The 20,360-nt window shown below is 44.0% G+C and carries 17 protein-coding genes and 1 tRNA gene; 16 read left to right on the forward strand and 2 right to left on the reverse strand.

Annotated features, from left to right (window positions below):
- The first annotated feature begins 581 nt into the window (after nt 1-581).
- The 8 genes from kdpF (at nt 582) to guaA (ending at nt 10,072) form a co-directional block, all read left to right on the forward strand.
- On the forward strand, nt 582-662 hold the full coding sequence (kdpF, locus tag KTR07_RS28825) for a K(+)-transporting ATPase subunit F (protein WP_050581211.1): 81 nt from the start codon (nt 582-584) through the stop codon (nt 660-662).
- Between the two features lie 24 nt (nt 663-686).
- Nucleotides 687-2,393 (forward strand): potassium-transporting ATPase subunit KdpA, encoded by a 1,707-nt coding sequence (gene kdpA / locus KTR07_RS23505; RefSeq protein ID WP_117981735.1) that lies wholly within the window; start codon nt 687-689, stop codon nt 2,391-2,393.
- An 18-nt stretch (nt 2,394-2,411) separates the two neighbouring features.
- Complete coding sequence (kdpB, locus tag KTR07_RS23510) at nt 2,412-4,445, forward strand: potassium-transporting ATPase subunit KdpB (protein ID WP_117981736.1); 2,034 nt, start codon at nt 2,412-2,414, stop codon at nt 4,443-4,445.
- 16 nt (nt 4,446-4,461) lie between these two features.
- Nucleotides 4,462-5,031 (forward strand): K(+)-transporting ATPase subunit C, encoded by a 570-nt coding sequence (locus tag KTR07_RS23515; RefSeq protein WP_117981737.1) that lies wholly within the window; start codon nt 4,462-4,464, stop codon nt 5,029-5,031.
- 115 nt (nt 5,032-5,146) lie between these two features.
- The gene (locus tag KTR07_RS23520; RefSeq protein WP_217315517.1) at nt 5,147-5,893 is read left to right on the forward strand and encodes a hypothetical protein; all 747 of its coding nucleotides are present in this window, start codon (nt 5,147-5,149) and stop codon (nt 5,891-5,893) included.
- Nucleotides 5,894-5,991: 98 nt separating this feature from the next.
- On the forward strand, nt 5,992-7,119 hold the full coding sequence (locus KTR07_RS23525; RefSeq protein WP_371737226.1) for a sensor protein KdpD: 1,128 nt from the start codon (nt 5,992-5,994) through the stop codon (nt 7,117-7,119).
- Nucleotides 7,120-7,138: 19 nt separating this feature from the next.
- A complete protein-coding gene (locus tag KTR07_RS23530; protein ID WP_008764093.1) occupies nt 7,139-8,578 on the forward strand; it encodes an ATP-binding protein in 1,440 nt (479 codons plus the stop codon).
- A 186-nt stretch (nt 8,579-8,764) separates the two neighbouring features.
- Nucleotides 8,765-10,072, forward strand: coding sequence for a glutamine-hydrolyzing GMP synthase (guaA, locus tag KTR07_RS23535; RefSeq protein WP_054959424.1), 1,308 nt, complete (start codon nt 8,765-8,767; stop codon nt 10,070-10,072).
- Nucleotides 10,073-10,237: 165 nt separating this feature from the next.
- On the opposite strand, the gene KTR07_RS23540 is transcribed toward guaA, so the two are convergent.
- Nucleotides 10,238-10,311: transfer RNA gene (locus KTR07_RS23540), tRNA-Met, on the reverse strand.
- Between the two features lie 224 nt (nt 10,312-10,535).
- Here KTR07_RS23540 and KTR07_RS23545 point away from each other — a divergent pair.
- From KTR07_RS23545 to KTR07_RS23560, 4 genes are all read left to right on the forward strand, one after another.
- Nucleotides 10,536-10,922, forward strand: a complete 387-nt coding sequence (locus KTR07_RS23545) for an START-like domain-containing protein (RefSeq protein ID WP_008763744.1) — start codon at nt 10,536-10,538, stop codon at nt 10,920-10,922.
- A gap of 76 nt (nt 10,923-10,998) precedes the next feature.
- Nucleotides 10,999-12,897, forward strand: a complete 1,899-nt coding sequence (locus KTR07_RS23550) for an LptF/LptG family permease (protein WP_055219520.1) — start codon at nt 10,999-11,001, stop codon at nt 12,895-12,897.
- Between the two features lie 5 nt (nt 12,898-12,902).
- A complete protein-coding gene (locus KTR07_RS23555; RefSeq protein WP_008763746.1) occupies nt 12,903-14,117 on the forward strand; it encodes a bifunctional 3,4-dihydroxy-2-butanone-4-phosphate synthase/GTP cyclohydrolase II in 1,215 nt (404 codons plus the stop codon).
- 82 nt (nt 14,118-14,199) lie between these two features.
- Nucleotides 14,200-15,393, forward strand: a complete 1,194-nt coding sequence (locus tag KTR07_RS23560; RefSeq protein WP_008763747.1) for a pyridoxal phosphate-dependent aminotransferase — start codon at nt 14,200-14,202, stop codon at nt 15,391-15,393.
- Nucleotides 15,394-15,538: 145 nt separating this feature from the next.
- Here the strand turns inward: KTR07_RS23560 and KTR07_RS23565 are convergent, their stop codons facing one another.
- The gene (locus tag KTR07_RS23565; protein ID WP_002559159.1) at nt 15,539-15,709 is read right to left on the reverse strand and encodes a DUF362 domain-containing protein; all 171 of its coding nucleotides are present in this window, start codon (nt 15,707-15,709) and stop codon (nt 15,539-15,541) included.
- 180 nt (nt 15,710-15,889) lie between these two features.
- Here KTR07_RS23565 and metA point away from each other — a divergent pair, with 180 nt between their 5' ends.
- The 4 genes from metA to KTR07_RS23585 are packed head-to-tail and all read left to right on the forward strand — an operon-like array spanning nt 15,890 to nt 20,196.
- Nucleotides 15,890-16,807 carry a homoserine O-succinyltransferase gene (gene metA / locus KTR07_RS23570; protein WP_117981740.1) on the forward strand — a complete coding sequence of 306 codons (918 nt, stop codon included), beginning with the start codon at nt 15,890-15,892 and terminating at the stop codon, nt 16,805-16,807.
- Complete coding sequence (locus KTR07_RS23575) at nt 16,804-18,633, forward strand: U32 family peptidase (protein WP_117981741.1); 1,830 nt, start codon at nt 16,804-16,806, stop codon at nt 18,631-18,633. The genes metA and KTR07_RS23575 overlap by 4 nt, the downstream gene beginning before the upstream one ends.
- On the forward strand, nt 18,630-19,664 hold the full coding sequence (locus tag KTR07_RS23580; protein ID WP_008764099.1) for a zinc ribbon domain-containing protein: 1,035 nt from the start codon (nt 18,630-18,632) through the stop codon (nt 19,662-19,664). The genes KTR07_RS23575 and KTR07_RS23580 overlap by 4 nt, the downstream gene beginning before the upstream one ends.
- A gap of 40 nt (nt 19,665-19,704) precedes the next feature.
- Nucleotides 19,705-20,196, forward strand: coding sequence for a GNAT family N-acetyltransferase (locus KTR07_RS23585; protein WP_008764100.1), 492 nt, complete (start codon nt 19,705-19,707; stop codon nt 20,194-20,196).
- The last annotated feature ends 164 nt before the right edge of the window (nt 20,197-20,360 follow it).

The following is a 20,360-nucleotide window of genomic DNA, read 5'->3' on the forward strand; positions in this document are numbered from 1 at the left end:
GTCACGCCGATGGTACTGCGTAACAGTGGGAGAGTAGGTAGCCGCCATTTTTAGAGAAGCCCTTCGAGTAGAAATACCCGAAGGGCTTTCTTGTGTTTGATACTTTCGGAATTTAAGTACACATCATCCACATACTTCAAATCTCCTGTTCTGCTAAAAAATAAACGACCGGACAATCTTTTAATAATACTATTTTTCAGTATCCTTTTCAGCCTCTTTTTCCTTCAATTTCATTCTTTTTCCTTCTGTTTTATTTAAAATCCCATATTCTGCCAAGACTAAATACCCTTTCAAAATTGAACTACTTTTTCAAAATGGAAAGGTCGGCTCTGTTATTATATATTTCCTTCTTCTTTATATATGTTTGATAATCAATTTGTTGCCATTTCTTTTAGAGTTTTGGCACGCATTTGGCATAATACATTGCAAGTATTATAATAATAAATATTTAAAAGATTAAAGACATGGAGATAACACTATCATTTGTTTTTTGCCTCTTGAGCGGCTTTGCCTGTTTCTGGCTATTTTGGAAATGTGTAGACTGGTTTGAAAAGATCTAGAAGAGGAAAGGAGAATTAATTATGTACACAGCACTATTTGTATTAGGTATTGCAATCTTCGGTTATTTGATGTATGTACTCATCAGACCCGAAAAGTTTTAAAGTTATACAGTTTAAGGTAAAAGTATGAATACAGAAATTTTAGGTGTGGTTGCACAAGTTGCCTTGATGGTGATTTTGGCTTATCCACTAGGAAGATACATTGCCAAGGTTTATAAAGGAGAGAAAACCTGGTCGGATTTCATGGCTCCTATTGAAAGAGTCATTTATAAAGTATGCGGAATTGACCCTAAAGAAGAAATGAACTGGAAACAGTTTCTGAAAGCATTATTGATATTGAATGCTTTTTGGTTCGTATGGGGAATGGTATTGCTGGTTTCGCAAGGATGGTTACCTTTAAATCCGGATGGCAACGGACCCCAAACGCCGGATCAGGCTTTTAATACCTGTATCAGTTTTATGGTCAACTGTAACTTGCAGCACTATAGTGGTGAAAGCGGATTGACTTACTTCACACAATTATTTGTCATTATGCTCTTCCAGTTTATTACCGCTGCAACCGGTATGGCTGCTATGGCTGGTATAATGAAGAGTATGGCTGCCAAGACAACAAAAACAATCGGTAACTTCTGGCATTTTCTGGTGTTGAGTTGTACCCGTATCCTGTTACCGCTTTCTTTGATCGTAGGTTTTATCCTGATTCTTCAGGGAACTCCGATGGGATTCGACGGAAAAATGAAGGTGACTACCCTCGAAGGACAGGAACAGATGGTTTCGCAAGGACCTGCGGCTGCCATTGTGCCCATTAAACAATTAGGAACAAATGGAGGCGGTTACTTTGGTGTGAACTCTTCTCATCCGTTGGAAAATCCGACTTATCTTACCAATATGGTGGAGTGCTGGTCTATCTTGATTATTCCGATGGCAATGGTACTGGCATTAGGGTTTTATACTCGTAGAAAGAAGCTGGCTTATAGTATCTTCGGAGTGATGCTCTTTGCTTTCCTGGTAGGCGTCTGTATCAATGTCAGTCAGGAAATGGGTGGAAATCCCCGTATCGATGAGCTGGGAATTGCGCAGGATAACGGTGCGATGGAAGGTAAGGAAGTTCGGCTGGGTGCCGGAGCTACAGCACTTTGGAGCATTGTGACTACTGTTACTTCCAATGGTTCGGTGAATGGTATGCATGATTCTACTATGCCGTTGTCCGGTATGATGGAGATGCTCAATATGCAGATTAATACCTGGTTCGGCGGTGTAGGCGTAGGTTGGATGAATTATTATACGTTCATTATTATCGCGGTATTTATCAGCGGTTTGATGGTAGGTCGCACACCGGAATTTCTCGGAAAGAAAGTAGAAGCCCGTGAAATGAAAATAGCTACGATAGTAGCACTGCTTCATCCATTCGTCATATTAGTATTCACAGCAATCTCAAGTTATATATATGTACATCATCCTGACTTTGTGGAAAGCGAGGGCGGTTGGCTGAACAATCTCGGATTCCACGGCTTGAGTGAGCAGCTTTATGAGTATACATCTTGTGCCGCTAACAATGGTTCCGGCTTTGAAGGACTGGGAGATAATACTTATTTTTGGAACTGGACCTGTGGTATTGTACTTATCCTTAGCCGATTCCTGCCTATTATCGGACAAGTTGCCATTGCCGGCCTGCTGGCTCAGAAGAAGTTTATTCCCGAGAGTGCCGGAACACTGAAGACTGATACGCTGACTTTTGGAATAATGACATTTGTCGTTATCTTCATTGTGGCTGCCCTGTCCTTCTTCCCGGTACACGCTTTGAGTACAATTGCCGAACATTTAAGTTTGTAATTCTGAATTAGAGAAGATATGAAAAATATGAAATCAGCTTCTTTGTTTCAAAAGGAGCAAGTTATAGAAAGCCTGAAACAATCATTCGTGAAGCTAAACCCGCGACTGATGATAAAGAACCCGATCATGTATACGGTAGAGGTGGCTACAGTGGTCATGTTGTTTGTGACACTTTACTCCATCATCAATCCCTCTCAGGGTTCGTTTGCCTACAACATAGCTGTGTTTATCATTCTGTTTATTACACTGCTGTTTGCCAATTTTGCCGAAGCGATTGCCGAAGCACGGGGAAAAGCGCAAGCCGACAGCCTGCGTAAAACACGGGAAGAGACACCTGCCAAAAAGGTGGAAGGTAATCAAATAGTGACTGTAAGTTCTTCGCAGCTAAAGAAAGGAGACGTGTTTGTCTGTGAAGCCGGAGACGTGATTCCGTCCGATGGGGAAATAATCGAAGGATTGGCCTCTATTGATGAAAGTGCGATTACAGGTGAGTCCGCTCCGGTGATCCGGGAGGCAGGCGGCGATAAAAGCTCAGTGACGGGAGGCACGAAGGTGCTGTCCGATCATATAAAAGTAATGGTGACCACCCAACCGGGAGAAAGTTTTCTGGATAAAATGATTGCACTGGTAGAAGGTGCGTCCCGTCAGAAAACTCCGAATGAGATAGCGTTGACTATTCTGCTGGCAGGTTTTACGCTTGTCTTTGTCATTGTGTGTGTTACGTTGAAACCATTTGCCGATTACAGCAATACTGTCATCACCATTGCTTCACTTATTTCTTTGTTCGTGTGCCTCATTCCGACAACTATCGGAGGACTTCTTTCTGCCATCGGTATTGCCGGTATGGACCGTGCGCTGCGTGCCAATGTGATTACGAAATCGGGTAAAGCTGTGGAAACTGCCGGTGATATCGACACATTGCTGCTGGATAAGACCGGAACCATCACTATCGGTAATCGTAAAGCGACTCACTTTCACACGGCCCCGGGCATCGATTTGCACGATTTTGTAGAGACCTGTCTGCTTTCCTCTTTATCCGATGAAACTCCGGAAGGCAAATCAATCGTTGAGCTGGGACGTGAATCCGGTATCCGTATGCGCAGCCTGAATACGACAGGCGCGCGAATGATTAAGTTTACAGCCGAAACCAAATGCTCGGGTGTCGATTTGCCGGACGGAACTCAGATTCGTAAAGGGGCTTTTGATGCTATCCGTAAGATTGTGGAAACTGCCGGAAACAAATTCCCCGAAGAAGTGGAAAAGGTGATCGCTGCTATTTCAAGTAATGGTGGTACGCCGTTGGTGGTATGTGTTAATCGGAAAGTGACGGGTGTTATCGAATTGCAGGATATCATCAAGCCGGGTATTCAGGAACGTTTCGAACGCTTGCGCAAAATGGGAGTGAAGACGGTGATGGTGACCGGTGATAACCCGCTGACTGCCAAATATATTGCAGAAAAGGCAGGTGTCGATGATTTTATTGCCGAAGCGAAGCCGGAAGATAAAATGGAATATATCAAGAAGGAACAACAGTCCGGCAAACTGGTGGCAATGATGGGGGACGGTACGAATGATGCTCCCGCTTTGGCTCAGGCGAATGTCGGAGTGGCAATGAATAGTGGTACGCAGGCTGCAAAGGAAGCCGGCAATATGGTGGACCTGGATAATGATCCTACCAAACTGATCGAGATTGTGGAAATCGGTAAGCAGTTGCTGATGACCCGTGGAACACTGACTACTTTCTCTATCGCCAATGATGTAGCTAAATATTTTGCCATTGTCCCCGCCTTGTTTATGGTGGCTATCCCCGAACTGGCGGCGTTGAATATCATGCAGTTGCATAGTCCTGAGAGTGCGATCCTTTCGGCAGTCATCTTCAATGCGATTATTATTCCGATCCTGATTCCGTTGGCTTTGCGTGGCGTTCAGTACAAGCCGATAGGTGCAAGTGCTTTGCTTCGCCGGAATCTGCTGATTTACGGTGTAGGTGGTGTGATTGCTCCGTTTATCGGAATTAAACTGATTGATTTATTAGTAGGTTTATTCTTTTAATTAAAAAACAATAGCGATGAAAACTTTATTTAAATCACTAAAGATAACTCTTGTTTTCTGTGTCTTTTTCTCCGTATTCTATATCCTTGTTTTGTGGTTGTTTGCACAAGCGGCAGGACCTAATAAGGGAAATGCTGAAGTTGCCACACTGGATGGAAAAGTGGTGGGTGCGGCCAATGTCGGTCAGATGTTTACAAAAGATATTTATTTCTGGGGACGTCCTTCGTGTGCCGGAGACGGTTATGATGCTTCTAGTTCGTCCGGTAGCAACAAAGGACCCACGAATCCCGAATATCTGGCTGAAGTGGAAGCGCGTATCGATACGTTCCTTGTACATCATCCTTATCTGAGCCGTAAAGATGTTCCGGCGGAGATGGTAACGGCGAGTGCCTCCGGTCTCGACCCTAATATTACTCCGCAATGTGCATACGTGCAGGTAAAGAGAGTGGCACAGGCACGTGGCCTGACTGAAAACCAAGTGAAAGAAATCGTTGATCAAAGTGTGGAGAAGCCTTTACTCGGAATTTTCGGAACGGAGAAAATAAATGTGCTGAAGCTGAATATAGCACTTGAAGAGAATAAATAACCAAACACTGGGCGGCGTGCCTGTCCGAATCGTTTTAGTTATTTATTGCGGTTCAAATAAACAGGGCTGGACAGGGCGCTGCTCTTTTTTAGAAACATAAAATAAAAAGATAAATATGAAGAGTTTTTTTAGTAAGAAGATTGTTGTAGGAGCATGGGTTGCGGCAACTGTATGCGTATCGGGTATAACGGATGCAAAAGCACAGGAATTTACTGTGCAGGGAGATATTGTCGGTTCCTATGTCTGGCGGGGAATGTATCAGGGTGGAGGTGCGGCTTTTCAACCCACGCTGGGGTTTGGGCTCGATAATTTTTCTGTTACCGCATGGGGATCTACTAATTTCAGTGGAGGGAATAAAGAACTGGATCTGACTCTTGCCTATAAGTTTGGTGAGGCAGGACCTACGCTGACGGTTGCCGATTTGTGGTGGGAAGGTGAAGGGGCATATAAATATTTTAATTTTAAGAGCCATGAGACGGGACATCATTTTGAGGCGGGATTGGCTTATACGTTGCCTGTAGAGAAGTTTCCCCTGTCCGTAGCGTGGTATACGATGTTTGCCGGAAAAGACAAGAAGCTGAATGATAGCGGAGCACTGAAGCAGAATTATTCCTCCTATCTGGAACTGAACTATCCTTTCAGTGTGAAAAATGTCGATTTAAATGTAACTTGCGGCGCAGTGCCGTATAAGGCGGAGGGTATGTACACGAATAGTGGCTTCGCTGTGACTAATGTAGCTTTAAAAGGAATGACAGAGATAAAAATTAATGATAAGTTTTCATTACCGATATTTGCACAGGCTATATGGAATCCATGTGTTGAAGATGCTTTCTTGGTTTTTGGCATAACTTTAAGACCATAGATATAAACTCATGAATTTTTATTATGCAGAAACCCGTGGTGATCGTGATGATTACTACGGGTTGAAATAGTTTATAAATAGCAATTAATTAAATGGATATGGATAGAGAACAGAGTGTACAACATTTTTTGGATCTGATCAAGAAGTCTCATCGAGGCAAGTTTAAAATTTATATCGGCATGATAGCCGGTGTAGGGAAGTCTTACCGTATGCTTCAGGAGGCTCATGAACTGCTGGAGAATGGGGTGGATGTACAAATCGGCTATATTGAAACTCACGGGCGTGCCGGAACGGAGGCTCTGATGCAGGGACTGCCTGTGATCCCCCGACGTAAAATTTTCTATAAAGGAAAAGAGTTGGAGGAAATGGATGTGGACGCCATTATTCGCTTTCATCCCGAGATTGTGATTGTGGACGAACTGGCACATACCAATGTGGAAGGCAGTTTGAACGAGAAACGTTGGCAGGATGTGATGACTCTGTTGGATGAGGGGATTAATGTGATTTCCGCAATCAATATCCAGCATATCGAGAGTGTGAATGAAGAAGTGCAGGAGATTACAGGGATCGAGGTGAAAGAACGGGTGCCGGATAGTGTGCTTCAGGAAGCGGATGAAGTGGTGAATATCGACTTGACAGCGGAAGAACTGATCTCGCGTCTGAAAGCAGGAAAGATATACCGTCCGGAAAAGATTCAGACAGCGCTGGATAATTTTTTCCGGACCGAGAATATCCTTCAACTGCGGGAACTGGCTCTGAAGGAAGTGGCGCTCCGGGTGGAGAAGAAAGTGGAAAATGAGGTTGTGATGGGTGTCTCGGTCGGAATCAGGCATGAGAAGTTCATGGCTTGTATCAGTAGTCATGAGAAGACTCCCAGAAGGATTATCCGGAAGGCGGCACGTTTGGCAACACGATATAATACGACTTTCGTTGCTCTCTATGTGCAGACTCCGAGGGAGAGTATGGACCGGATTGATCTGGCCAGCCAGCGTTATCTGCTGAATCATTTTAAACTGGTGGCAGAACTGGGCGGAGAGGTCATCCAGGTGCAGTCGAAGGATATTCTGGGGAGTATTGTCAAAGTTTGTCGGGACAAGCAAATATCTTCTGTCTGCATGGGAACTCCTAATCTGAGATTTCCTCATGCCATTTGCTCCATACTCGGATATCGAAAGTTTTTGAATAATTTGTCACAAGCTAATGTAGATTTGATTATACTTGCATAATATTAACCGTATGAACGATATGAATATTAAAACAAAACTGATTCTCGGCATCGGGATGCTGGCGGGAATGATTATTTTGCTGGTAACACTTTCTGTTGTGAACCTTCAGTTGCTGACTGCCACAGAACCTGACAGCCCTGCCGCTATGCCGGCATTGGAACGCGCTCTGTTGTGGATTTCCGTTACCGGCGGTATTTGTATATTGACCGGATTGACATTGCTGTATTGGTTGCCCCGAACAATCAGTAAACCCATCAAGGAACTGAAACAAGGGATTCTTGAAATAGCCAATCATAATTATGAAGAACGGCTGGATATGAGAAATAATCAGGAGTTTCGGGAAGTTGCCGAGAGTTTCAACCGTATGGCGGAGCGTCTGGCCGAGTATCGGGCAAGTACGTTAGCGGATATTCTTTCTGCCAAGAAATTCATTGAGGCCATCGTGAACAGTATCGACGATCCGATAATCGGTCTGAATATGGATCGTGAGATTTTGTTTATTAATGAGGAAGCATTGAACGTGCTGAATCTGAAAAGAGGTAATGTCATACGTAAATCTGCGGAAGAATTGTCTTTGAAGAATGATCTGCTTCGCCGGCTGATTCGTGAACTGGTGACGCCGGGAGATCAGAAAGAGCCGTTAAAGATATATGCTGATGATAAAGAAAGCTATTTCAAGGCATCCTACATTCCTATCATAAATACGGATGCGGGAAAGGATGAACCCAGCAAATTAGGGGATGTCATTCTGCTGAAGAATATAACGGAATTCAAGGAATTGGATTCTGCCAAGACTACATTTATTTCGACCATTTCACACGAATTGAAAACTCCGATTGCGGCTATTATGATGAGTTTGCAGCTATTGGAAGATAAACGTGTCGGTGAGCTGAATGATGAACAGGAACAGTTGTCCAAAAGCATCAAGGAAAATAGCGAACGCCTGTTGAGCATTACGGGCGAATTGCTGAATATGACTCAGGTAGAGGCAGGCAAGCTGCAATTAATGCCGAAGATAACGAAGCCCATTGAACTGATAGAATATGCGATTAAAGCTAATCAGGTACAAGCGGATAAGTTCAATATCCAGATAGAAGTAGAGTACCCGGAAGAGAAAATCGGCAAGCTCTTTGTCGATAGTGAAAAGATAGCTTGGGTATTGACTAATTTGCTCAGCAATGCGATCCGTTATTCTAAAGAAAACGGGCGTGTCGTGATTGGCGCCAGGCAGGAAGGAGATATGATCGACCTGTACGTTCAGGATTTCGGTAAAGGCATCGATCCTCGTTACCACAAGAGTATTTTCGACCGTTACTTCCGTGTTCCCGGAACAAAAGTTCAGGGCAGCGGACTCGGTTTGTCTATTTCGAGGGACTTTGTGGAAGCGCATGGCGGTACGCTGACAGTAGAAAGTGAACTGGGAAAAGGAAGTCGGTTTGTGATGCGACTGAAAGCATAAAAGAGAATGTTCGGAAAGTGTCCGGAGGCGGTTGCTGTGATAAATAAATGTGGTAGCTGATTTAATTTGAAATGAAACTTTGGGAATCAAGACATTGCAGCGTCTTTTAAAATCTTTATATTTGCAGACTAATTGAAGTAAAAGTCAAATTTATACAATATAATAACTTAAAAGAACCAGAATCAGATGAAACAGGACATGATTGTTATCCTTGACTTGGGTAGTCACGAGAATACGGTATTGGCGCGCGCCATCCGTGCATTAGGAGTTTATAGTGAGATTTATCCTCACGACATCACAGTAGAAGAACTGAAAGCATTGCCCAACGTTAAGGGTATTATTATCAATGGTGGACTGAACAACGTGATCGACGGCGTTGCTATTGACGTGAATCCGTCTATCTATACGATGGGGATTCCTGTTATGGCTGCCGGTCACGATAAAGCGACTTGCGCAGTGAAGCTTCCGGCATTTACAGATGATATCGAGGCTATTAAGGCTGCTGTAAAGTCTTTCGTATTTGATACTTGTCGGGCTGAAGCTAACTGGAATATGGCGAATTTTGTCAATGACCAGATCGAGCTGATCAGACGTCAGGTGGGTGATAAGAAAGTATTGCTGGCATTGTCGGGTGGTGTTGACAGCTCAGTGGTAGCTGCTTTACTTCTGAAGGCAATCGGTGAAAATTTGGTATGCGTGCACGTAAATCACGGCTTGATGCGTAAAGGTGAGTCTGAAGATGTTGTCGAAGTATTCAGTAACCAATTGAAAGCAAATCTGGTTTATGTAGATGTAACAGACCGCTTCCTGGATAAATTGGCAGGTGTGGAAGATCCCGAACAGAAACGTAAGATTATCGGTGGTGAGTTTATCCGTGTGTTCGAAGAAGAAGCACGTAAACTGGATGGTATCGATTTCTTAGGTCAGGGTACTATTTATCCGGATATTGTAGAGAGCGGAACGAAGACTGCCAAGATGGTGAAATCTCATCATAATGTAGGCGGTCTGCCTGAAGATCTTAAGTTCCAGCTTGTAGAGCCCTTGCGCCAGTTGTTCAAGGATGAAGTTCGTGCTTGTGGTCTGGAGTTGGGTTTGCCTTATGAGATGGTTTACCGTCAGCCGTTCCCTGGTCCCGGTTTAGGTGTACGTTGTCTGGGTGCTATCACACGCGATCGTCTGGAAGCAGTACGTGAGTCTGACGCCATTCTGCGTGAAGAGTTCCAGATTGCCGGCCTGGATAAAAAGGTATGGCAATACTTTACCGTAGTGCCTGACTTTAAATCTGTTGGTGTACGCGATAATGCCCGTTCTTTCGACTGGCCGGTGATTATCCGCGCTGTCAATACGGTAGATGCCATGACAGCTACTATTGAACCGGTAGACTGGCCTATCCTGATGAAAATCACAGACCGTATTCTGAAAGAAGTGAAGAATGTGAATCGTGTTTGCTATGATATGTCGCCGAAGCCTAATGCGACTATTGAATGGGAATAAGCGTATAGAGCATTAAATAGAATAGCCCCCGGAAGCTGAATATAAACTTTCGGGGGCTATTTTTTGCATTTAGCGTCACCTATGGCGTCATCTGCCACCAATTGATGTATAAAAGAAAAAGGCACCCAAGAGTGGAAGCCTCTCGAATGCCTTATTCTTATCAAGTAGCGGGACCCGGGATTGAACCGGGGACCTCATGATTATGAATCATGCGCTCTAACCAGCTGAGCTATCCCGCCATCATTTCTCGATTGCGGGTGCAAAGATAGATGTTTTTCTGTAATCTCCAAAACAATTCATAACTTTTTTGTGTTTTTTCTTTAGAACGAGGTTCTCTTTTTCCTATAAATAGGGAGTTTGGGGCTTTGAAAAGAAATAAGTTTTAAATAAAGTGTCTGATTTATGCCACATAATTAGAAAAAAGTATTTATCTTGGCACACGTAAAAACAATTCGAAATTGCTATGAAAAAAGAAAAAATTCATTTGGAGTATTTGTTGAACGCAACATCTAAAAATATTCTTTGGGCAGCTATTAGCACACCGACCGGGTTGGAGGACTGGTTTGCTGATAAAGTAGTATCTGATGATAAAATCGTAGAATTCCATTGGGGGAAGACTGAACAGAGAAACGCTGAAATTATTGCGATCCGTTCTTTCTCATTTATTCGCTTCCGTTGGCAGGATGACGAAAACGAACGCGACTACTTTGAAATCAAAATGACTTATAATGAGCTGACAAGTGACTATGTATTAGAAATTACAGACTTCGCAGAGGCGGACGAAGTTGCTGACATGAAAGAATTGTGGGAGTCACAAGTAGCGAAATTGAGAAGAACGTGTGGTTTTTAGTTAACTTTCAACTAAAAATTTTCTATGCTACTTTTTTTGTGCTAATTTTGCGTCTTAATTGCACGAACCTATTAAGATGCTACGCATAAAGAAATTAGATATATTTATCGTAAAGAGCTTCCTGATGCTCTTTATAGGTACATTCTTCATCTGTCTCTTCATCTTCATGATGCAGTTTTTGTGGAGATATGTAGACGAGTTAGTCGGAAAGGGACTGGATATGAGTGTGATAGCTCAGTTCTTCTTTTATTCCGCATTGACACTGGTGCCAATATCGTTGCCGTTGGCAATATTGCTGGCTTCTTTAATAACCTTCGGCAACTTTGGCGAACGTTACGAGTTGCTCGCAATGAAAGCTGCGGGTATATCCTTGCTTAAAATTATGCGCCCGCTGGCTTTCTTTGTCTGTGGTTTGGTTGCTGTCTCTTTTTATTTCCAGAATGTCGTGGCTCCTATTGCTCAGACGAAACTATACACACTGATTATTTCGATGAAACAAAAGTCTCCGGAATTGGATATCCCGGAGGGGGTGTTTTATTCGGAAATACCGGATTATAACCTGAAGATAGCCAAGAAGAACCGGAAAACAGGTATGATGTATGATGTGCTGATCTATAACCTGAAAGACGGATTTGAGAACGCACATATTATTTATGCAGATTCCGGACGAATGGAAATGACTGCAGACAAGCAGCATCTCTGGCTGCATTTGTACAGTGGCGATTTATTTGAAAACCTGAGATCACAGAGTATGAAATCTCAGAATGTACCGTATCGTCGGGAAGAATTCCGGGAAAAACATACGATTATTGAGTTTGACTCAGACTTTAATATGGCGGATGCCAGTATTATGAGCAATACATCTGCTGCCAAAGATATGTCGATGCTGCAAGCCTCCATCGACTCAATGAAAATGGTGGGCGATAGTATCGGAAGACAATATTACCGGGAAGTTTCTGAAGGGAATTTCCGTACCACTTATGGATTGACAAAGGAGGATACGGTCAAGATTATGGAGGCGAATATTACTGAATATAATATCGACAGTCTCTATGAGGTAGCTCCTTTGATGCAGAAGCAGAAGGTGATTTCATCTGCTGCAAGTCGTGCGGAAAACCTGAGCAGTGATATAAACTTCAAGAGTTACACGATGGGTAGCCATGATTATAGTATGCGGAAGCATGAGATAGAGTGGCATAAAAAGATCACTATTTCACTTTCCTGCCTGCTGTTCTTCTTCATTGGTGCTCCATTGGGCGGAATTATCCGTAAAGGAGGACTCGGTATGCCGGTCATCGTTTCGGTGATGGTATTCATCATTTATTATATCATAGACAATACGGGCTATAAGATGGCACGTGACGGCAGATGGGTCGTATGGATGGGAGTGTGGACCAGTAGTGCCGTGCTTGCCCCGTTGGGTGCTTTCCTGACTTACAAATCAAATAAAGACTCTGTAGTGCTCAATGCCGATGCGTATATCAATTGGTTTAAGAAGATTGTCGGTATCCGTAACATACGCCATTTATTCAAGAAAGAGGTGGTGATTCACGATCCGGATTATACTCGCATACCGGGTGATTTGCAGGTGCTTACTGACGAGTGTAAAGAGTATATAGCTAAAAATCGCCTGATGAAAGCTCCGAATTATTTTAAGCTGTGGATGTCGGGCGAGAAGGATGATGAGATGATATCTATCAATGAAAAGTTAGAGACACTCATAGAGGAGATGTCCAATACGAAGTCCGTAACTTTGCTGAATACATTAAACAATTATCCGATTATTTCCGTTTCTGCTCATATACGCCCGTTCCACACCTATTGGCTGAATCTGGCTGCCGGGGTTATTTTCCCTATAGGATTATTCTTTTATTTCCGCATCTGGGCATTCCGTGTCCGGTTGGCGAAAGATATGGAACGGATTATAAAAAACAATGAACAAATTCAATTCATCATACAGAATATTAATAAATAAGTGTTATGGAAGAGATTAAAATGGATAGAATAGAAGATGCGATTGCCGATTTCAAAGAAGGCAAGTTTGTCATTGTAGTGGATGATGAAGATCGTGAAAACGAAGGTGATTTAATCATAGCTGCCGAAAAGATAACTCCTGAGAAAGTTAACTTTATGTTGAAACATGCGCGTGGTGTGCTCTGTGCACCTATCACGGTGTCGCGTTGTAAAGAACTGGATTTGCCGCATCAGGTCAGTGATAATACTTCTGTATTGGGCACTCCTTTTACAGTGACAATTGACAAACTGGAAGGTTGTAGTACCGGAGTTTCTGCTTCCGACCGTGCTGCTACTATTCAGGCGTTGGCCGATCCTGCTTCTACACCGGCTACTTTCGGACGTCCCGGACATATTAATCCGCTGTATGCACAGGAAAAAGGAGTACTTCGTCGTGCCGGACATACAGAAGCTACCATCGATATGGCACGCCTTGCCGGACTTTACCCTGCAGGTGCTCTGATGGAAATTATGAGCGATGACGGTACGATGGCACGTCTGCCGGAGCTTCGCGCAATGGCTGATGAACATGGACTGAAACTGATTTCCATTCATGACTTGATTGCTTATCGTCTGAAACAGGAGTCAATCGTAGAAAAAGGCGTTGAGGTAAATATGCCGACCGAACATGGTATGTTCCGTCTGATTCCTTTCCGTCAGAAATCGAATGGACTGGAGCATATGGCTATATTTAAAGGTACATGGAATGAAGACGAACCTATCTTGGTGCGTGTCCATTCATCTTGCGCTACTGGTGATATTCTTGGCTCACACCGTTGTGACTGTGGCGAGCAGTTGCATAAAGCGATGGAAATGATTGAAAAAGAAGGAAAAGGTGTGGTGGTTTATCTGAATCAGGAAGGCCGTGGTATCGGTTTGATGGAAAAGATGAAAGCATATAAACTTCAGGAAGACGGTATGGATACCGTTGACGCAAACCTTTGCTTAGGACACCTGGCAGACGAACGCGACTATGGAGTGGGAGCCCAGATTCTGCGTGAACTGGGAGTGCACAAAATGAAACTTCTGACAAATAATCCCGTGAAACGTGTAGGGCTGGAAGCCTATGGACTGGAAATTGTAGAAAATGTACCTGTTGAAACAGTTCCTAATCCTTATAATGAGCGATATCTGAGAACAAAGAAAGAAAGAATGGGACATACATTACATTTTAATAAGTAAAATGCCATTTTGTTTTCATATGTCGAATATTATCGCTTATTTTGCAACGAATTTCACTCAACAACAATAAAATAGATACAAAATGAATCAATTATCAGATCGTTTGAACAGCTTGTCGCCGTCGGCGACGCTTGCCATGTCGCAAAAGAGCAACGAACTCAAAGCGCAAGGTATTGATGTTATTAACTTAAGTGTAGGAGAACCGGATTTCAATACTCCTGACCACATCAAAGAAGCTGCGAAGAAAGCCATTGATGATAACTTTTCTCGCTACTCTCCGGTACCGGGTTATCCGGCTTTACGCAATGCGATTGTTGAGAAACTGAAAAAAGAGAACGGTCTTGAATATACTGCTGCTCAGATTTCTTGTGCCAATGGTGCAAAGCAATCTGTATGTAATGCGATCCTGGTATTGGTAAATCCGGGTGATGAAGTAATCGTACCGGCTCCTTACTGGGTGAGCTATCCGGAAATGGTGAAGATGGCAGAAGGTACTCCTGTCATTGTTTCTGCCGGCATCGAACAAGATTTCAAAATTACTCCGGAACAACTGGAAGCAGCTATTACTCCGAAAACAAAAGCATTGATTCTTTGTTCTCCGTCCAACCCGACAGGTTCTGTTTACAGCAAGGAAGAACTGGCTGGACTGGCAGCCGTGCTGGCTAAATATCCGCAAGTAGTGGTAATTGCTGACGAGATTTACGAACATATCAATTATATCGGTGCACATCAGAGCATTGCTCAGTTCCCGGAAATGAAAGAACGTACAGTGATCGTGAACGGTGTATCCAAAGCCTATGCAATGACCGGATGGAGAATCGGTTTCATTGCTGGTCCGGAATGGATTGTGAAAGCTTGTAACAAGCTTCAGGGACAATACACTTCGGGTCCTTGCTCGGTATCTCAGAAAGCTGCCGAGGCTGCTTACGTAGGTACACAAGAACCGGTGAAAGAAATGCAGAAGGCATTTGAACGTCGTCGTGACCTGATCGTGAAGTTGGCTAAAGAAGTGCCGGGTTTCGAAGTAAACGTACCGCAAGGTGCTTTCTATCTGTTCCCGAAATGTAGCTACTTCTTCGGAAAGAGCAACGGCGAACGTAAGATTGAAAACTCGGACGACCTGGCAATGTACCTGCTCGAAGATGCTCATGTAGCTTGTGTAGGCGGTACTTCCTTTGGTGCTCCTGAATGTATTCGTATGAGCTACGCTACAAGTGATGAAAATATTGTAGAAGCTATCCGCCGAATCAAGGAAGCATTGGCTAAATTGAAATAAGCAACCTTAAAGAATATAGAACGGTAGGCTATCTCCTGAAAAAGAAAGTCTACCGTTTTTTTATGTAATTTCCTTTTGTCCGTAGCGATAAAATAAAAAAGGCTGCCTTCCGTAGAAAGCAGCCTATACTTTTTTGTAGATTGTATTATTCAGCCGGGTGAATAGCTTCAGACGGGCAAACGTCTGCGCAAGTTCCACAGTCAGTACATACATCTGGGTTGATAGAATAGATATCACCTTCAGAGATAGCTTCTACCGGACACTCGTCGATACAAGTTCCGCAAGCAATACAATCGTCACTAATTACGTAAGCCATTTTTTTAAGATTTAAATTATTAGTACTAATTCGTTCGGCAAAAATAAAGCTTTTATTCATTACTTGGTATGCTTCTTTGATTAAATTGACTTAATTTGTACGTCTTCTAAATAAGCAACCTCCCTATTATGTGCTATATTTTTCGTATTTTTGCAGCCAAATTACTAATATATAGCGATTATGCCTTTAAATTTACCCGATAAGCTCCCTGCAATAGAATTATTGAAGGAAGAGAATATTTTCGTAATTGATACTTCGCGTGCTACGCAACAGGATATTCGTCCGTTGCGGATTGTGATTCTGAACCTGATGCCGTTGAAGATAACAACGGAAACAGACTTGGTGCGGCTGCTCTCGAATACGCCTCTCCAGGTAGAAATCTCGTTTATGAAGATCAAGAGTCATACATCCAAGAATACGCCGATAGAACATATGCAAACGTTCTATACCGACTTCGAGCAAATGCGTAATGAGAAATACGACGGCATGATCATCACCGGTGCTCCGGTGGAACAGATGGACTTCGAGGAGGTGACTTATTGGGAGGAAATTACCGAAATATTTGATTGGGCACGTACGCACGTGACGTCTACCTTATATATATGCTGGGCTGCGCAAGCAGGACTGTATCATCACTACGGAGTTCCCAAGTATCCACTGGACCAGAAAATGTTCGGAATCTTCGAACATCGGGTGCTGGAACCCTTCCATTCTATTTTCCGCGGATTTGATGATTGCTTCTATGTGCCGCATAGCCGCCATACGGAAGTACGCAGGGAAGATATCCTCAAAGTGCCGGAACTGACATTGCTTTCCGAATCGAAAGATGCAGGCGTTTATATGGCTATGGCACGTGGCGGACGTGAGTTCTTCGTGACCGGACATTCGGAATACTCTCCCTATACCTTGGATACGGAATATCGTCGTGATCTGGGTAAAGGACTGCCGATCGAAATTCCCCGTAACTATTACGTAGATGATGATCCGAACAAAGGTCCGTTGGTCCGTTGGCGCGCTCATGCCAACCTTTTGTTCTCCAACTGGCTGAACTACTTTGTTTATCAGGAAACGCCTTACAACATTAATGATATTGAATGATCAAGCAGCGTAAAATAGAACTTCTCGCCCCGGCGAAGAATCTGGAATGTGGTATCGAAGCTATCAATCACGGAGCAGATGCCGTATATATCGGTGCACCTAAATTTGGCGCCCGTGCAGCGGCTGTGAATTCTCTGGAAGATATCGAAGCGTTGGTAAAACATGCTCACTTGTATAATGCCCGTATCTATGTCACAGTCAATACGATTCTGAAAGAAGAAGAACTGAAAGAGACGGAAGAGATGATCCACGCCCTGTATCGGGTTGGCGTGGATGCTCTGATTGTGCAAGATATGGGAATCACGAAACTGAATCTTCCGCCGATACCTCTTCATGCCAGTACGCAGATGGACAATCGAACACCGGAAAGGGTGAAGTTCCTCTGGGAAGCGGGCTTCCGTCAGGTTGTTCTGGCACGGGAATTGTCGATTCGTGAAATAAGGAAGATACACGAAACTTGTCCCGAAGTTCCGCTGGAAGTATTTGTACATGGGGCGCTTTGCGTAAGCTATAGCGGTCAGTGCTACGTTAGCCAGGCCTGTTTCGGGCGCAGCGCGAATCGGGGAGAGTGTGCGCAGTTTTGCCGCTTGCCTTTCAGTCTTGTCGATTCGGAAGGAAAAGTGATTGTGAAAGACAAGCACTTGCTCTCTTTGAAAGATATGAATCAGAGTGACGAACTGGAACAGTTGCTGGATGCCGGAGCTTCCTCATTCAAAATAGAAGGACGTCTGAAAGATGTGTCTTATGTGAAGAATGTAACGGCTGCCTATCGTCAGAAACTGGACGCTATCTTTGCCCGCCGACCGGAATATGTGCGCGCTTCTTCCGGCACTTGCCGTTTCGACTTTAAACCGCAGCTGGACAAGAGCTTCAGTCGTGGATTTACTCATTACTTCCTGCATGGCCGCAGTGAGGATATTTTTTCTTTCGATACTCCGAAATCATTGGGAGAGGAGATGGGCACAATGAAAGAAGCCCGTGGCAACTTTCTGACCGTTGCCGGACTGAAATCATTCAATAACGGAGACGGTGTCTGCTATATTGATGAACAGGGACGTTTGCAGGGATTCCGGATTAATCGGGTGGATGGAAACAAACTTTATCCTCAGGAAATGCCCCGCATCAAGCCCCGTACCAAGCTCTATCGCAACTTCGATCAGGAGTTTGAACGCATACTTTCCCGCAAGTCGGCCGAACGGAAGATTGCCGTTAACATACTGCTTGCAGACAACAACTTCGGTTTCTCTCTGACACTGACGGATGAGGACGATAACAGCGTTACGCTCACTCTGCCTCGTGAGAAAGAGCCGGCTCGGACTCCACAGGCTGATAACTTGAAGACGCAGCTTGCTAAATTAGGAAACACGCCTTTCGAAGCGGAAAAGATCGAAATCTCCTTCTCGGAGAATTGGTTCTTACCGGCTTCTGTTTTGGCGGACTTCCGCCGTCAGGCGATAGAAAAGCTGATTGCTGCCCGACGCATCAATTACCGTCAGGAACTGGCTGTCTGGAAGCCGACTTCACATGCTTTTCCGCAGGCTGCACTTACTTATTTGGGAAACGTGATGAACACCTGTGCAGCTTCTTTTTATCGGGAACATGGAGTGCAGCAAGTGGCTGAGGCTTATGAAAAGGAACGGGTGGAAGATGCTGTGCTGATGTTCTGCAAACACTGCCTGCGTTATAGCATGGGCTGGTGTCCTATCCATCAGCGAGTGCGCTCGCCTTATAAAGAGCCCTATTATCTGGTATCGAATGACGGAAAACGTTTCCGCCTTGAATTCGATTGCAAGAACTGTCAAATGAAAGTAAAAGCGGCACAATGAAACGATTCCCCGGCAGAGATATGCAGAGTGTAACGGAGCTTGTTTTTGGCGGAGATAAGTTTCGTACCGCTTTGTGCTGTTCTGTCGTGGGACTGCTGTTGACTTTGCTGTTCCTTTCATCTTGTCACTATACGCGTCCCGATCTTACTTCCGAGGAACTGTCGGAGAAGACAAAAGATTCTCTGAACTATCTTTATGACCGGCATTATACCTGGAATACGAATCTGGAAGTAACCACCGACTCGGTAACAATGGAGTGCCTGCCCATCAAGGACACCTACATTGCATTGTATAAAGGAGATCGGGTGGTTGTTGCCGAGTTTGCCATTCACCCTGCCGATAGTGTGGACAGTGTCTGGGTAAAGCTGGCGCATACACAAGAGGAGCAGGGGTGGATACGTGAAACAGAATTGAAAGAATCGTTTGTGCCGACGGACAGTATTTCGCAGGCTATCCATTTTTTCAGTGATACGCATGCTTCTTATTTCATGATTATCTTCGCGTTGTTTGTCGGGGTCTATCTGTTTCGCGCTTTCCGCCGGAAGCAGTTGCAGCTGGTCTATTTTAATGATATTGACAGTGTCTATCCGTTGTTTCTTTGCCTGCTGATGGCTTTCAGTGCGACGGTTTACGAATCGATGCAGGTTTTTGTGCCGGATACGTGGGAACATTTCTATTTCAATCCCACCTTATCGCCTTTTAAAGTACCTTTTATACTTTCAGTCTTTTTGCTGGGCATCTGGCTATTTCTGATTGTCGCTTTGGCGGTGCTTGATGACCTGTTCCGGCAGTTGACTCCCGCGGCTGCGGTCTTTTATCTGCTGGGATTGATGTCCAGTTGTATTTTCTGCTATTTCTTCTTTATCCTGATGACACATATTTATATCGGTTATTTGTTCCTTACATTCTTTATCTGGGTTTTTGCGAAGAAGGTGCATCGGAATATCAGCTATAAGTATCGTTGCGGACATTGCGGGGAGAAGTTGAAGGAGAAAGGTATTTGCCCCCATTGCGGAGCGATTAATGAATAATCTTTTATATCTTGTTTTTATATTCAAATCATACTTCTGAATGATGGAAATCAGACCTACCGAATTGAAAGATCTCCCTTTGGTGATGGAGATTTATGATTATGCCCGTGCTTTTATGCGTGCCAATGGGAATGCGACCCAATGGATTGACGGCTATCCGTCCGAATCATTTATCCGTCAGGAGATAGAAGACGGTCATAGCTATGTCTGTACGGACGAACAAGGGGAGATATTGGGAACTTTCTGCTTTATATTAGGCGAAGATCCTACTTATCTGAATATTTATGAAGGTGCGTGGCTCAATGACGAACCTTACGGTGTCATCCACCGGATGGCTGCCAGCGGTAAAAGGAAAGGCGTATCGGAAGCCTGTCTGAACTGGTGCTTTGAACATTTTGAGAATATCCGTGTGGATACACATCGGGATAACAAAGTGATGCAGCACATTCTGACGAAATACGGCTTTCAGCGCTGTGGCATCATCTATGTCAAGAACGGGACAGAGCGCATTGCTTACCAAAGAATACTTTAATTGTACGCTACCTTTCTCACGCAGTCTATTCATAGATAAGTTGTTAGTCCATATAAATCAAGCATCCGTATCATATGGGGCAAGCGTTGGTTTCCTCGGAGGAAACGTCCGTTCCCTTTAAAAGGAACGCCCGTTCCCTCACCGGGAAACGACAGTTTCCATTA

Origin of the sequence: Bacteroides sp. MSK.20.82 (genome assembly GCF_019052485.1) — a bacterium.
Lineage (GTDB): Bacteria > Bacteroidota > Bacteroidia > Bacteroidales > Bacteroidaceae > Bacteroides > Bacteroides thetaiotaomicron.

Coding starts and splice junctions, on each gene's coding strand:
- KTR07_RS23545 (WP_008763744.1), top strand. CDS start 10,536: ATGAAAAAAGAAAAAATTCATTTGGAGTATTTGTTGAACGCAACATCT.
- kdpF (WP_050581211.1), top strand. CDS start 582: ATGTACACAGCACTATTTGTATTAGGTATTGCAATCTTCGGTTATTTG.
- metA (WP_117981740.1), top strand. CDS start 15,890: ATGCCTTTAAATTTACCCGATAAGCTCCCTGCAATAGAATTATTGAAG.
- KTR07_RS23555 (WP_008763746.1), top strand. CDS start 12,903: ATGGAAGAGATTAAAATGGATAGAATAGAAGATGCGATTGCCGATTTC.
- KTR07_RS23515 (WP_117981737.1), top strand. CDS start 4,462: ATGAAAACTTTATTTAAATCACTAAAGATAACTCTTGTTTTCTGTGTC.
- KTR07_RS23530 (WP_008764093.1), top strand. CDS start 7,139: ATGAATATTAAAACAAAACTGATTCTCGGCATCGGGATGCTGGCGGGA.
- kdpB (WP_117981736.1), top strand. CDS start 2,412: ATGAAAAATATGAAATCAGCTTCTTTGTTTCAAAAGGAGCAAGTTATA.
- KTR07_RS23565 (WP_002559159.1), bottom strand. CDS start 15,709: ATGGCTTACGTAATTAGTGACGATTGTATTGCTTGCGGAACTTGTATC.
- KTR07_RS23560 (WP_008763747.1), top strand. CDS start 14,200: ATGAATCAATTATCAGATCGTTTGAACAGCTTGTCGCCGTCGGCGACG.
- KTR07_RS23525 (WP_371737226.1), top strand. CDS start 5,992: ATGGATAGAGAACAGAGTGTACAACATTTTTTGGATCTGATCAAGAAG.
- kdpA (WP_117981735.1), top strand. CDS start 687: ATGAATACAGAAATTTTAGGTGTGGTTGCACAAGTTGCCTTGATGGTG.
- guaA (WP_054959424.1), top strand. CDS start 8,765: ATGAAACAGGACATGATTGTTATCCTTGACTTGGGTAGTCACGAGAAT.
- KTR07_RS23585 (WP_008764100.1), top strand. CDS start 19,705: ATGATGGAAATCAGACCTACCGAATTGAAAGATCTCCCTTTGGTGATG.
- KTR07_RS23580 (WP_008764099.1), top strand. CDS start 18,630: ATGAAACGATTCCCCGGCAGAGATATGCAGAGTGTAACGGAGCTTGTT.
- KTR07_RS23575 (WP_117981741.1), top strand. CDS start 16,804: ATGATCAAGCAGCGTAAAATAGAACTTCTCGCCCCGGCGAAGAATCTG.
- KTR07_RS23520 (WP_217315517.1), top strand. CDS start 5,147: ATGAAGAGTTTTTTTAGTAAGAAGATTGTTGTAGGAGCATGGGTTGCG.
- KTR07_RS23550 (WP_055219520.1), top strand. CDS start 10,999: ATGCTACGCATAAAGAAATTAGATATATTTATCGTAAAGAGCTTCCTG.